Source organism: Curtobacterium sp. 18060, assembly GCF_902706105.1.
Lineage (GTDB): Bacteria > Actinomycetota > Actinomycetes > Actinomycetales > Microbacteriaceae > Curtobacterium.
In genome coordinates, this window is sequence record NZ_CACSJV010000014.1 from 50413 (window position 1) to 63107 (window position 12695).

The 12695-nt window shown below is 70.5% G+C and carries 12 protein-coding genes; 5 read left to right on the top strand and 7 right to left on the bottom strand.

All coding sequences use genetic code 11. From position 1 onward, the window contains the following. Positions 1–128 precede the first annotated feature (128 nt). Complete coding sequence (locus GVL05_RS09110; protein ID WP_159572954.1) at positions 129–1139, bottom strand: agmatine/peptidylarginine deiminase; 1011 nt, start codon at positions 1137–1139, stop codon at positions 129–131. Continuing rightward, complete coding sequence (locus GVL05_RS09115) at positions 1136–2170, bottom strand: nitrilase-related carbon-nitrogen hydrolase (RefSeq protein WP_159572955.1); 1035 nt, start codon at positions 2168–2170, stop codon at positions 1136–1138. Before GVL05_RS09115 ends, GVL05_RS09110 begins: the two co-directional genes overlap by 4 nt. A 60-nt stretch (positions 2171–2230) precedes the next feature. On the opposite strand from GVL05_RS09115, the gene GVL05_RS09120 reads away from it, so the two are divergent. Continuing rightward, positions 2231–2671 carry a VOC family protein gene (locus GVL05_RS09120; RefSeq protein WP_159572956.1) on the top strand — a complete coding sequence of 147 codons (441 nt, stop codon included), beginning with the start codon at positions 2231–2233 and terminating at the stop codon, positions 2669–2671. A gap of 106 nt (positions 2672–2777) precedes the next feature. Beyond that, positions 2778–3596 carry an SDR family oxidoreductase gene (locus GVL05_RS09125; RefSeq protein ID WP_159572957.1) on the top strand — a complete coding sequence of 273 codons (819 nt, stop codon included), beginning with the start codon at positions 2778–2780 and terminating at the stop codon, positions 3594–3596. A 6-nt stretch (positions 3597–3602) separates the two neighbouring features. Here the strand turns inward: GVL05_RS09125 and GVL05_RS09130 are convergent, their stop codons facing one another. Further along, positions 3603–4256 carry a DUF1345 domain-containing protein gene (locus tag GVL05_RS09130; protein ID WP_159572958.1) on the bottom strand — a complete coding sequence of 218 codons (654 nt, stop codon included), beginning with the start codon at positions 4254–4256 and terminating at the stop codon, positions 3603–3605. 159 nt (positions 4257–4415) lie between these two features. Between GVL05_RS09130 and GVL05_RS09135 the strand changes: the two genes are divergently transcribed. Together GVL05_RS09135 and GVL05_RS09140 are read left to right on the top strand one after the other, a co-directional pair. After that, entirely contained in the window at positions 4416–4868 is a 453-nt protein-coding gene (locus GVL05_RS09135) for a hypothetical protein (RefSeq protein ID WP_159572959.1), read from the top strand. Between the two features lie 135 nt (positions 4869–5003). Continuing rightward, entirely contained in the window at positions 5004–6458 is a 1455-nt protein-coding gene (locus GVL05_RS09140) for an Abi family protein (RefSeq protein WP_159572960.1), read from the top strand. A gap of 17 nt (positions 6459–6475) precedes the next feature. On the opposite strand, the gene GVL05_RS09145 is transcribed toward GVL05_RS09140, so the two are convergent. Genes GVL05_RS09145 through GVL05_RS09160 form a run of 4 tightly spaced genes read right to left on the bottom strand, consistent with a single transcriptional unit; the run spans position 6476 to position 11089 of the window. Beyond that, complete coding sequence (locus tag GVL05_RS09145; protein ID WP_159572961.1) at positions 6476–7813, bottom strand: NAD(P)/FAD-dependent oxidoreductase; 1338 nt, start codon at positions 7811–7813, stop codon at positions 6476–6478. Beyond that, positions 7813–9177: an FAD-binding oxidoreductase gene (locus GVL05_RS09150; RefSeq protein WP_159572962.1), complete on the bottom strand. Its 1365-nt coding sequence runs from the start codon at positions 9175–9177 to the stop codon at positions 7813–7815. Before GVL05_RS09150 ends, GVL05_RS09145 begins: the two co-directional genes overlap by 1 nt. A gap of 2 nt (positions 9178–9179) precedes the next feature. After that, entirely contained in the window at positions 9180–10622 is a 1443-nt protein-coding gene (locus GVL05_RS09155; RefSeq protein ID WP_159572963.1) for an aspartate aminotransferase family protein, read from the bottom strand. Beyond that, a complete protein-coding gene (locus GVL05_RS09160) occupies positions 10619–11089 on the bottom strand; it encodes an Lrp/AsnC family transcriptional regulator (RefSeq protein ID WP_027466949.1) in 471 nt (156 codons plus the stop codon). Before GVL05_RS09160 ends, GVL05_RS09155 begins: the two co-directional genes overlap by 4 nt. A 145-nt stretch (positions 11090–11234) precedes the next feature. Here GVL05_RS09160 and GVL05_RS09165 point away from each other — a divergent pair, with 145 nt between their 5' ends. Continuing rightward, on the top strand, positions 11235–12689 hold the full coding sequence (locus tag GVL05_RS09165; protein WP_131845038.1) for an aminobutyraldehyde dehydrogenase: 1455 nt from the start codon (positions 11235–11237) through the stop codon (positions 12687–12689). Positions 12690–12695 lie beyond the last annotated feature (6 nt).

Sequence of the window (12695 nt, forward strand, 5' to 3'; positions counted from 1 at the left end):
GCAGCGCCGGAGCTGGGCTGGGCAGCGTCGCCCGGACTGGTTCGGAGCAACATACCGATGTGCGAGTGCTCGGTGGACCGGCCGCGGTGTACAGACGTCGGGCAGCCGCTGTACACCGCGGCGATGGATCAGACCGCCGGCTGTTGCTGCGTGATGCAGTGCAGGCCGCCGCCGCGCGCGAAGACCTGACGAGCGTCGATCGAACGCACCTGACGACCCGGGTACACGTCGGCGAGGATGCCGCGGGCGTGGTCGTCGGCGACGGCGTCACCGAACGCGCAGGCGATCACGGCGCCGTTCACCACCACGTGGTTGACGTAGTTCCAGTCGACCGGGCCGTCGTCGTCGGTCAGGGTCGACGGGGCCGGCAGTTCGACGATGGTCGCGTTCGTGGCCTGCTCGAGCGCCCGACGGATCTGCGGCATCACCAGGTGGTCCGGGTGGCCGGCGTCGGGCTGCGCGTGCAGCAGGACCGTGCCCGGATCGGCGAAGGTCGCGACCATGTCGACGTGGCCCCGGGTCCCGAACCCGTCGTAGTCACGGGTCAGGCCGCGGGGCAGCCAGACCACGTCCGTCGCGCCGATCGTCCGGGCGAGCTCGAGTTCGACGCGCTCGCGGTCGGCGTACGGGTTCCGTCGCGGATCGAGCTGCACGGTCTCCGTCACCAGGACCGTGCCCGTGCCGTCGACGTGGATCGCCCCGCCCTCGTTCACGAGCAGCGACGGGATCCGCCGCGCACCGGCGGCGGCCGCGACCGTGGCGGCGACCTCGGCGTCACGGGTCCACGTCGACCAGGAGTTCGCGCCCCAGCCGTTGAAGACCCAGTCCACGGCGCCGAGCTCGCCGGTCACGTCGTCGACGACGAACGTCGGCCCGATGTCGCGCATCCAGAAGTCGTCGAGAGGCGCTTCGAGCACCTCGACCGCGGTCGACAGCAGGCGACGAGCGTCGGCTCGCGCGACCGGGTCCACGACGATCGTGACGGGCTGGTGCTCGCTGATCGTGTTGGCGGTGGTCGCCCACGTCCGTCGCGCCGCCTCGGCGCTCGCCGCGTCGTCACCGAGCGTCAGGCCGGGGCGCGGGAACGCCATCCAGGTGCGTCCCTGCGGAGCCGTCTCGGGAGGCATCACCCACGTCATGCGCGCGCCTCCGGTCCGGCGTCGGTCGCCGCCACCCCGATGGCCGCGTCGATCGCGTCGCGTGCGCCGAACGCGTGGCGGTCCTCGTCGACCGGGGCGACGAGCCCCGCGTAGAGGTCGGGGCGACGGGTCACGTAGAAGGGGAACAGCCGGAGCCACTCCGTCCGGGCCCCGAGGTCGAGGTCCGCCACGAGCACCGCGTCAGCGTCACGCGGTGCTTCGGCGAGCACGCGGCCGAACGGGTCCGAGATGAACGACGACCCGTAGAACGTGATGTCCCCCTCGTCGCCCCAGCGGTTCGGGACGAGCATGAACTGGCCGGCGGTGATGCCGTTCGCGACGATGACCTGCCGCCAGATCGGCGCGGTGTCGAAGTCCGGGAACGTCGGCTCGGAGCCGATCGCCGTCGGGTACACCAGGACCTCGGACCCGGCGAGGCCGTAGGAACGGGCCACCTCGGGGAACCACTCGTCCCAGCAGGTCGGTAACCCGAGGCGTGCGCCGAGTCCCGCCGGCTCGTACACCGGGAAGGCGTCGTCGTCCGTGCCCGGGCGGAAGTACGTGTCCTCGTAGTAGCCGGCGCTGATCGGGATGTGGGTCTTTCGGGTCCGGCCGACCAGGGTGCCGTCGGGGGCGACGAGGACGGCGGTGTTGTAGCCGCGGGGGTCGTCGGGCTGGTCGTCGTCGGCAGGGCGCTCGTACAGCGAGGCGTGGACGAACACCCCGTGCTCGATCGCCTGTGCGCGGGCGAAGGTGACCGTCGGGCCGTCCTCGAGCGACTCGGCGAGGTCCTTCGGGACACCACTGGCCGGAGTGTCGCCGGGGTAGCGGCGCAGGGTGAGCTCGGGCAGGAACACTGCCGCGGCGCCATTGGCCGCGGCGGTGGCGATGCCGTCGGCGAGTTGTGCTCGGTGGGCAGCGGGGTCTTCGAGCCAACGCACCTGCACGAGGGCGACGCGGGTCGAGCGGCGGGGGGTGCCGGTGTCCTGGTGCAGCGGAGACGGGTGCGGGGGAGCGATGACGACGTCCATCCCGCCATTGTTGATCGCATGGTCAATGAGCGCAAGGCCCGGGGGGAGTTGGGTGGGGTGATGAGCGAACCCATCGTCACGCCGCTCGGCTTCTCGCACGTGCGCCTCACGGTCACGGACATCCGCCGGAGCAAGGCCTTCTACGAGCAGCTGTTCGGCATGTCGCCCGGCAGTGACTTCAGCGACCAGATCGACGACCCGACGATCCACGACGACCCGTGGCGGACCTACGGCGGGTGCTCGTTCACGTTCGGCGGGCAGACGCTCGGCCTGCGACCGGTCGCCCCCGCCGAGGACCGGTTCGATCCCGACCGAGTCGGCCTCGACCACGTGTCGTTCCGCGTCGGGTCCGTCGACGACCTGCACGCCGCCGTCGAGCGGCTGGACGCCGCCGGCATCGACCACGGCGACGTCACCGACCTGCCGCCGTTCGGCCTGGTGATCCTGTCCGTGCAGGACCCCGACGACGTCAACCTGGAGTTCGCGGCACCTCGACCCTGAGTCGCGGTCCGCTGGTGTCCGCTTGCCGCGTCCGTCACCCGGACCTCCAGGTGCCACGGAAGCGGGGAGCGTTGCCTGATCGCGTCAGATCTCAGGAGGAGACAGCATGAGCAAGACCTGGTTCATCACCGGAGCGTCGAAGGGCTTCGGCCGCGAGTGGGCGGAAGCCGCCCTCGAACGTGGAGACTCCGTAGCCGGCACGGCCCGCGACACCGACGACGTGCAAGCACTCGTCGACCAGTACCCGGACACGTTCCTCGGACTGCAGCTCGACGTGACCGACCGTGCCGCGGACTTCGCGGCCGTGCAGCGTGCGGCGGAGCACTTCGGCTCGCTCGACGTCGTCGTGAACAACGCCGGCTACGGCCACTTCGGCATGGTCGAGGAACTCACCGAGGACGAGGTCCGAGCCCAGCTCGAGACGAACCTGTTCGGAGCGCTCTGGGTGACCCAGGCCGCGCTGCCGATCATGCGGGAGCAGGGCTCCGGGCACGTCATCCAGGTGTCGAGCATCGGCGGGATCAGCGCGTTCCCGACGGTCGGCGCCTACCACGCATCGAAGTGGGCGCTCGAGGGGCTGTCGCAGTCCCTGTCGCAGGAGGTCGCCGGCTTCGGCATCCACGTGACGCTCATCGAGCCGGGCGGCTTCTCGACCGACTGGTCCGGACCGTCGTCGAAGAAGAGCGACGAGATCGCCGCCTACGCCGACGTCCGCGAGGCCGCGTCGAAGCGCCCGTCGGCCGCCGACCCCGGCAAGCCCGAGGCGACCCGCTCGGCGATCCTGAAGGTCGTCGACGCCGAGCAGCCGCCCCTGCGCGTCTTCTTCGGCAAGGCACCGCTCGGCATCGCCGAGAAGGACTACGAGTCCCGCCTGGCGACCTGGCGCGAGTGGCAGCCGGTGTCGGAGGAGGCACACGGCTCCTGAGCGACCTCAGCTGATGATGTTGACCGCGCGCGAGATGACCAGGGCCAGCAGGATGAACCCGCCGAGTGCCTGGTAGGCCATGATCATCTTCGCGCGCACGGTCATCGGCATGGTGTCGGTCGGGCTGAACGCCACCATGTTCGTCATCGCGACGTAGAGGTAGTCGAGGTAGACCGGACGCCACGCGGCGGTCTTCGGGTCGGTCTCCTGGGGGAACTGGAAGTCGGCCTCGTCACTTGTCCACAGCTCGGGACGACGACGAGCCACCGGCCCGCCCCGGTCGAGCTCCCAGTACACGAGCCCGAACGCGATGATCGTGCTCACCCACACCTGCAGGGCGGTGAGCAGCACGGCACCGCCGTCGGCGTGGCCGCCGAGGAGCAGCTCGATCGTCCGGACCACGGTCAGCTGGTTCGCGACGGTGAGCAGGATCGCCAACGAGAAGGACACCCACCGCGACCAGGTCGTGTCGCGGGTCAGTCGCCGCGGGTTGAAGACGACGAGCGGGATCAGCAGCAGGACGCCGAGCACCGGGACCACCCACGACGGGAAGAACAGCACCTCGCTCGGCAGGAACAGGCTGAGCCCGAGGTTCACCAGGACGGCGATCGCCACCGGCGCGCGGTGTTCGTGGCGGTGTCGGGTCCTGGTCGGGGTCACGGTGTGAGTGTCGCGCACCGGCTTCGCGCGGAGGTGACCCGTGGCGGCGCGTCGGTCCGTCGTGTCCACCGCTCGACGGACGCGGGGTCGCCCCGGAGGTGCACGACGGCGCACCGAGCGGCGGACGACACCGGGTCGGCACCGGTCGAGGCTGGAGCCATGACCGAACGCATCCACCGCTCCGTCCGTCTCGTGGCAGCCGCCGTCCTCGCCGGGGGCCTGGCCCTCACCGCGACCGGCTGCTCCTTCATCCAGCAGCAGACCGGCGACGCCTGGGCGGTCACGTACCAGGTGCAGGTCGACGGGCCGGCCGGGTCGGAACTGACCGACGTCCGCGTCGAGGGTGCCGAGAAGCGCGGCGACGCCCCGGAGGTGCACCGGCTCGGCACGCAGGAGACGAGCACGCAGAAGACGGGTTCGCAGGAGACGGGTACCTGGGAGCATGAGTCGATCGTCCTCGCCGAGCAGCGCGCCTCGGTCCGGGCGACCCCGGCGCGGGGCGCGACGGCGACCTGCCGGATCCTGCTCGACGGCAAGCGCGAGATCGCCACGGAGACCGCTGCCGCGGGCGAGCCCGTGACGTGCTCCGTCGACACCCCCGCGTTCGACTGAAGGGTTCGCACCGCGGTGCAGCACGACGTCGCCTGAGGGGGTGACATTGGCGGGCCGTCGGGGTATCGTTGCGGCATCACGACTGGCCGTCATTCCCGACAAGGGGAGGCGGCCAGTTTTCTTTACGATGACGGTGTGACGAGCACCTACGCGAAGCCGTTCCTGTCCGTCGAGGACCAGCTGGCGCTCATCGAGCGACGCGGTCTTCAGATCGGAGACAAGACGACCGCGCTCAACGCCCTGGCGTCGATCGGGTACTACCGACTCTCCGGCTACTGGTATCCCTTTCGCGTTCCTGCAAGCGCAGAGGGTGAGGCGCGCCCGTCCGACTTCGTTGCAGGCTCGAGTCTGGCCGACGTCATCGCGAGCTATCGGTTCGATGAAGCGCTGCGAGCCGCGGTTCTCCTCGCGCTGTCACGGGTCGAGGTCGCTCTCCGATTTCGGATCGGGCACCTCCTGGGACGAACGGGACCGTTCACCCATACCGATCCGTCAGCGTTGAGCTCAGATTGGACTCGATCGAGGAACCGCAGTTGCAGCGGGCCGAACTGTACGAGCGTCTGCGATCACATTGAAAGTGACCACCAGTCGTGGCTTCGGAAGCAGGCTCGCGCCGAGGAGCTGTCGAACGAGACGTTCATGCCGCACTTCGAGGCTACCTACGGGAGACCGTTGCCGGTTTGGGCGGCAACGGAGGTCATGTCCTTCGGCACGCTCAACAGGCTGTTCGGCGGTATGAGCCAGCGGCACCGACAACAGATCGCAATCGACTTCGACCTGTACCTTCCCGACGGCAACGGGGACGCAGCTGCCCTGAGCAACTGGCTCGAGCACCTGCGACAGGTCCGCAACACCGCGGCGCACCATGCCCGGTTGTGGAACCGGAACCTGACCGCTCCCCTCGCCGTGCCTGAGGGCGCTCCTGAGCTGGCTCACCTCCGAGAGCAGGCAGACGAGATCAGCGGTACGACGCCGGTCTCGCGACCGTCGAGCCGTGTCTACGGCACACTCGTCGTCCTCGCGTACTTCCTCGTGCGCATCGACGGCTCGAACGAGACACGCGATGGGCTCCGTGACCTGATCGAGTCGTTCGCCCGTGACAGCGCCGAGAAGTTGCGTGGAATGGGGTTCCCGGAGGGGTGGGAAGCCGAACGAGTGTGGCAGCCCGACTACGCGAGAGACCGCGTCCTCCTCGAGCGGGCAGAAGCTCTGCGAGGGATCGACTTGCTGTACCCAGTCGATGCTGCAGCTCGGCTCTGGCACAAGGAGTCTCCATCGAAGCAGCGGAGCCGGCTCGGCTACTACCGGAAGCAGGGTGCCGTACTCGCAGTGCCGGGCGCGCAGGCGCACCGGTACCCCGCATTCCAGTTCAACGACGAGACTGGTGACCTCTTCCCCGTCGTCATCAACGCCAACCGCCGCCTGTTGCAGGGTGGCGACGGGACAGAGCAGCAGCGGTGGGATGCCCTGCAGTGGTGGAACGTGCAGCAGGCGGTGCTCGGCTCCGACTCCCCACGCCGTGCGCTGGAAGCCGGGTCGTTGACGAACGCGCTGCTCGACTCGTTGCTGCCCCCGCTGCCGGAAGACTGACCTCCTCGGCTGACGGATCAGCCGCCGACGGGCGTCGCGAGCACGAGCGGCTCGACCTCGGAGCCGAGCAACCGCCCGGCCGCCCGCAGTCCGGACAGCAGCGCGCCGTGCACGGTCGCCGGGTCGTCGCCCCACGTGGCCTCGCCGGCCAGCTGCACCCGGCCGGACGGCGCCCCGAGCAGGTCGTGGTCGTCCGGTGATGCCCCGACGTGCAGGTACGAGTACGAGCCGCGTGCGAACGGGTCGTCGGCCCACCGGGTGATCCGGAACGCCTCGGGTTCGGGGACCGACGGGCCGAACATCCGCCGCAGGCCGCCGATGCCCTCTTCCACGATCATCGCGTCCGGCAGGGTCTCGAGGCGCCGGGCCCCGGTCCCACCGACCAGGGCGGCCAGCACGGGCACTCCGGTCACGCGGGACATGTCGTACCAGGAGTGCCAATCGACACCGGCCGACCCCTGCTGGCGGATCACCCACGACTCGCCCCAGAACCGCTCCGGGAACCGCAGGAACACCTTGTCGTAGACGCCCATCCCGAGCCGGCGCATCGCACCGGTGACCGTCTCGGCGAGCGGCGGGTCGAACGTCACGTCGCCGGCCTGCAGCACCCCGAGCGGGACGGTCACGACGACGTCGTTCGCCGTCACCGACGAACCGTCGGCGAGTCCGACCACGACACCCGTCGCGGACTGCGTCACCGACCGCACGACCGCGGACAGCCGGACGTCGAGCCCCTCGGCCAGGGCGGTTGCGTACTGCGCGTAGCCGCCGGGGAACACCACCTCGTCGCCGGGGACGTGTTCCTCTTCGAGGCCGCGGGCGTCGAGGACGGTCACGGGTGCGCCGCAGAGGTCCTCGGAGCGGTGCGCCATGTACTCGCGGACCCGCGCGGCCCGGTCGCCCTGCCACTGCAGGGACCGCAGCACCGTGTCGACGGCGGCCGCGTACGTCGAGGGCGGTGGAGCGTGTGCGACGACGGTGTCCAGGGCGGCGTCGACGGTGTGCAGGTCCGCGACGAACGCCGAGGCCGAAGCCTCGGACAGCGGCGCGCCGGAGGGGCCGTGCCACGCGATCGGCCGGCCGTCGAACTGGAAGCTCCCGACGGTGAACTCGACGGTCTCGATGCCGAACCGGGGCGCCAGGGCCCAGAGCGGGTTGCCGTCGACGCCGTGGATCCACGAGGCGCCGAGGTCGACGGGCACGCCGAGCGCGGTGTCGGTCCAGGTGCGGCCGCCGATCCGGTCGCGGGCCTCGAGCACGACGACCCGCTGGCCGTCGAGTGCGAGCGCCCGGGCAGCGGCGAGCCCGGCGACCCCGGCTCCCACGACGACGACGTCGGCATCGAGTGCAGCCATCAGTGGCCTCCTGTCAGGGGTGCCATCAGCCGCGCCGCCAGGCTCGGCCGTCCGGTCAGGGCTTCTTCGCGGTCGGCCAGGTCGGTCGCCACGAGCCCGGCGTTCGCCCCGAGGAACCGGAGCGGCTCGGGCTCCCAGTCGGGCGAGCGGTGGTTCACCCACGGCAGCGCGGTGAGCGGCGACGCGACCCCGCGCACGAGGTCGGCGAGCGTCCGCCCGGCCAGGTTCGTCGTGGAGAGTCCGTCACCGACGTAGCCGCCGGCGGTGCCGACGTGCCCGTCCCAGGTGACGGACGCGCACCAGTCGCGCGGCACCCCGAGCGGGCCGCCCCACGTGTGGGTGACCGGGGCGTCGGTGACGGCGGGGAACAACTCCACCAGGGACTTCCGCAGGTGCTCGAAGACGCGTGGCACTCGGTCGTAGCCGGGGGTGATCGCGGACCCCCAGTGGTAGCGGGCTCCGCGTCCGCCGAACGCCAGTCGGTCGTCCGCCGTGCGCTGCCCGTACACGAGCAGGTGCCGGTAGTCGGAGAACGTCTGCCCGTGCTCCAGGCCGATGCGGTCCCACACCGCCGCGGGCAGCGGCGCCGTCGCGATCATGAGCGAGTAGAGCGGCAGGATCCGCCGCTTCGTCTGTTCGAGCTGTGCGCCGTACCCCTCGACCGCGATGACGACCGCGCCGGCCGTGACGGTCCCCCGCGACGTGACCACACGCCCGTGGTCCCACGACGAGGCGGGCGTGTGCTCCGCGATCCGGATGCCCCGGGCCTCCAGGGCGGCCGCCAGGCCACGCACCAGTGCTGCGGGCTGCACGCGCGCGCAGTCCGGGGTCCACGCGACCCCCGCCGATCCGGCGGCGTCGCCGGGCCGAGCCGGACGCCAGGTCATGGCGTCGCCCCACTCGGCCGACGAAGCGACCTCGTCGTGCGCCGCGCGTTCCTGCACGGCGGAGCGCGCGTAGAGGACGGTGCCGCCCTTCACGTAGTCGCAGTCGACCCCGGCCTCGGCCGCTGCGCGTCCGACCTCGTCGACGGTGTCGCGCATCGCTGCGCGCAGCGCGAGTGCGGCGTCGCGGCCGTGCTCGCGCGCGACGGACTCGGCGGATCGCGGGAACAGCGCCGAGCACCAGCCGCCGTTGCGACCGGAGGCGCCGAACCCGGCGATCTCGCGTTCCAGGACGACGATCTGGAGGCCCGGGTCGGCCTGGTGCAGGTACCAGGCGGTCCAGAGACCCGTCAGCCCACCGCCGACGATCGCGACGTCCGCGGTCGTGTCGCCGTCGAGCGGCGGCCGGGGCGCCAGGTCGTCGCGTCCGGTGGACGCGAGCTGGTCGAGCCAGAACGAGACGCCCCGGTAGCCGCTCACGGTCAGATCTTCGACGAGGCCTCGGACAGGACGCTCCGCAGGATCGAGGTGATCTCGCGGAACTCCGGCTGCCCGATGGTCAGCGGCGGGGCAAGCTGCACGACCGGGTCGCCACGGTCGTCGGCCCGGCAGTACAGGCCGGCGTCGAACAGCGCCTTCGACAGGAACCCGCGCAGCAGCCGCTCGGACTCGTCGTCGTCGAAGGTCGTCTTGGTGGCCTTGTCCTTGACGAGCTCGATGCCGTAGAAGTAGCCGTCACCGCGGACGTCCCCGACGATCGGCAGGTCCTTCAGCGTGTCGAGCTCGGCCTTGAACAGCGGGGCGTTCTGCCGCACGTTCGCGAGCAGGCCCTCTTCCTCGAAGATGTCGAGGTTCTCCATCGCGACGGCGGCCGACACCGGGTGCCCGCCGAACGTGTACCCGTGGTAGAAGGTCGTGTCGCCCTTGGAGAACGGCTCGAAGAGCTTGTCGCTGATGATCGTCGCGCCGATGGGGGAGTAGCCCGAGGTCATCGCCTTCGCGCACGTGATCATGTCCGGCACGAAGTCGTAGGTGTCGCAGGCGAACATGGTGCCGATCCGGCCGAAGGCGCAGATGACCTCGTCCGAGACGAGCAGCACGTCGTACTCGTCACAGATCTCGCGCACCCGCTGGAAGTACCCGGGCGGCGGGGTGAAGCAGCCGCCGGAGTTCTGCACCGGCTCGAGGAAGACCGCCGCGACGGTGTCGGGGCCCTCGAACTCGATCATCTCGCGGATGCGCTCGGCCGCCCAGAAGCCGAACTGCTCCTCGGTGCCACCCGGGAAGCCCATCTCCTCGGCGCGGTAGTAGTTCGTGTTCGGCACCCGGAAGCCACCGGGCGTCAGGGGCTCGAACATCTCCTTCATCGCCGGGATGCCGGTGATCGCCAGGGCGCCCTGCGGGGTGCCGTGGTAGGCCACCGCGCGCGAGATCACCTTGTGCTTCATCGGCTTGCCCTGGAGTTTCCAGTAGTACTTCGCGAGCTTGAAGGCGGTCTCCACCGCCTCGCCGCCGCCCGTCGAGTAGAAGACCTTGTTGAGGTCGCCGGGGGCGTGCTCGGCCAGGCGGTCGGCGAGCTCGATGGCCGCCGGGTGCGCGTAGGACCAGATCGGGAAGAAGCTCAGCGTCTCCGCCTGCTTCGCGGCCATCTCGGCCAGGCGCTTCCTGCCGTGGCCGGCGGCGACGACGAACAGGCCGGAGAGCCCGTCGATGTAGCCCTTGCCGTGGCTGTCGTAGACGTGGTGGCCCTCGCCGCGCACCATGATCGGCACGTCGGCACCGGCCTGGTTCGCACCGTGCCGGGCGAAGTGCATCCACAGGTGGTCCCGGGACTTCCGCTGCAGGTCGGCGTCGTCGACCGGGGCGAACGGGTCGTAGGAGTGGAGCCGCGTGGGCTGTCCGGTCGTCTGGTCTGAGATGGTCATCGCGTTCCCCAGTCGTAGAGCTGTTTGCGGAGTTGCAGGTAGACGAAGGTCTCGGTGCCGGCGACGCCCGGGATGGCCCGGATCGTGCCGTTGAGCAGTTCGATCAGGTCGTCGTCGTCCTCGCAGACGACCTCGACCATCAGGTCGAAGCTGCCGGCGGTCATGACGAGGTAGTCGACCGCCGGCAGCTGTTCGAGGGCATCGGCGACGGTTCGGGTGTCACCGCTGACCCGGATGCCGATCATCGCCTGCCGGTGGAAGCCGAGCTGCATCGGGTCGGTGACCGCGACGATCTGCATGACGCCGGTCTCGGTGAGCTTCTGGACGCGCTGCCGGACCGCCGCCTCGCTGAGACCGACGGCCTTGCCGATCTCGCCGTACGGACGGCGGCCGTCCGCCTGGAGTTGTTCGATGATCCGCTTCGAGGTGTCGTCGATCGGTCCCGGACGTCGTGGTGCTGCCGCCATGCCGGACAGCATGGCAGCGAGGCTCGGAGCGCGCAAGGGATTCCGTTGTGAACACCGTGTTTCGCGACGATTTCCGTTGTTACGGTTCTCCACAACCTCCGAATCCGTCTTCCGAACCGCCGGAATCCGTGTCAGGATCACCGCCATGCTGGACACGACGGAAACGGTGACCACGACGCACGAGGTGCGCAACTTCGTCGGTGGGTCGTTCGTCGAGTCGGGCGCGGACACCCGGTTCGACCTGGTCGACCCCACCACCGAGCAGGTCTACGGCACGTCCCCCGTGTCCACGGCCGCCGACGTCGACGCCGCGTTCACGAGCGCGAGCACCGCCTTCGCGACCTGGCGGCGCACGACCCCCGGCGAACGGCAGCTCGCGCTGTTCCGGATCGCGGACGCCATGGAGCAGCGGGCATCGGAGTTCGCCGACCTCGAGTCCCTCGACACCGGCAAGCCCCGGGCCACCCTGGTCGAGGACGAGATCCTGCTGTCCGTCGACCAGATCCGCTTCTTCGCCGGAGCCGCCCGCAACCTCGAGGGCCGCAGCGCCGGCGAGTACATGGCCGACCACACCTCGTTCGTCCGGCGCGAGCCCATCGGCGTCGTCGCCCAGGTCACCCCGTGGAACTACCCGCTCAACATGGCGGTGTGGAAGTTCGCCCCGGCGCTCGCCGCGGGGAACACCACCGTGCTCAAGCCGAGCGACACCACCCCGCTCTCCACCCTGCTGCTCGCCGAGGTCGCCGCCGAGTTCCTGCCGCCCGGCGTGCTCAACGTCGTCGTCGGCGACCGCACCACCGGCGCCGCGATGATCGACCACCCCACTCCACAGCTCGTGTCCATCACCGGGTCCGTCCGCGCCGGCACGGAGGTCGCCCGCGCCGCCGCCGGGGACCTGAAGCGCACCCACCTCGAGCTCGGCGGCAAGGCCCCGGTGATCGTGTTCGACGACGCCGACATCCCGTCCGCCGTCGCCGGCATCGTCGCCGCGGGGTTCTTCAACGCCGGGCAGGACTGCACCGCCGCCACCCGGGTGCTCGTGCAGGACGGCATCCACGACGAGTTCGTCGCGGCGCTCGCCGCCTCGGCACGTGCGACCGCGACCACCGGCGCCGACACCGCCACCCCGTACTTCGGTCCGGTCAACAACGCGAACCAGCTCGCCCAGGTCCGGTCCTTCGTCGACACCCTGCCCGACCACGCCACGATCGAGCTCGGCGGCGGGCGGCAGGGCGACGTCGGCTACTTCCACCAGGCCACGATCGTGTCCGGCCTGCGCCAGACCGACCGCATCGTGCAGCAGGAGGTCTTCGGCCCGGTGCAGACCGTGCAGCGCTTCACGACCGAGGACGACGCACTGCGCGCCGCGAACGACGTCGAGTACGGGCTCGCGAGCTCGGTGTGGACGACCGACCACTCGCGGGCGATGCGCTTCGCCCGTGACCTGGACTTCGGGTGCGTGTGGATCAACACCCACATCCCGATCGTCGCCGAGATGCCGCACGGCGGCTTCAAGCACTCCGGCTACGGCAAGGACCTGTCCCAGTACGGGTTCGACGACTACACCCGCATCAAGCACGTCATGTCCTACATCGGCTGACCCCGA

Coding starts and splice junctions, on each gene's coding strand:
- GVL05_RS09110 (WP_159572954.1), bottom strand. CDS start 1,139: ATGACGTGGGTGATGCCTCCCGAGACGGCTCCGCAGGGACGCACCTGG.
- GVL05_RS09115 (WP_159572955.1), bottom strand. CDS start 2,170: ATGGACGTCGTCATCGCTCCCCCGCACCCGTCTCCGCTGCACCAGGAC.
- GVL05_RS09120 (WP_159572956.1), top strand. CDS start 2,231: ATGAGCGAACCCATCGTCACGCCGCTCGGCTTCTCGCACGTGCGCCTC.
- GVL05_RS09125 (WP_159572957.1), top strand. CDS start 2,778: ATGAGCAAGACCTGGTTCATCACCGGAGCGTCGAAGGGCTTCGGCCGC.
- GVL05_RS09135 (WP_159572959.1), top strand. CDS start 4,416: ATGACCGAACGCATCCACCGCTCCGTCCGTCTCGTGGCAGCCGCCGTC.
- GVL05_RS09145 (WP_159572961.1), bottom strand. CDS start 7,813: ATGGCTGCACTCGATGCCGACGTCGTCGTCGTGGGAGCCGGGGTCGCC.
- GVL05_RS09155 (WP_159572963.1), bottom strand. CDS start 10,622: ATGACCATCTCAGACCAGACGACCGGACAGCCCACGCGGCTCCACTCC.
- GVL05_RS09160 (WP_027466949.1), bottom strand. CDS start 11,089: ATGGCGGCAGCACCACGACGTCCGGGACCGATCGACGACACCTCGAAG.
- GVL05_RS09165 (WP_131845038.1), top strand. CDS start 11,235: ATGCTGGACACGACGGAAACGGTGACCACGACGCACGAGGTGCGCAAC.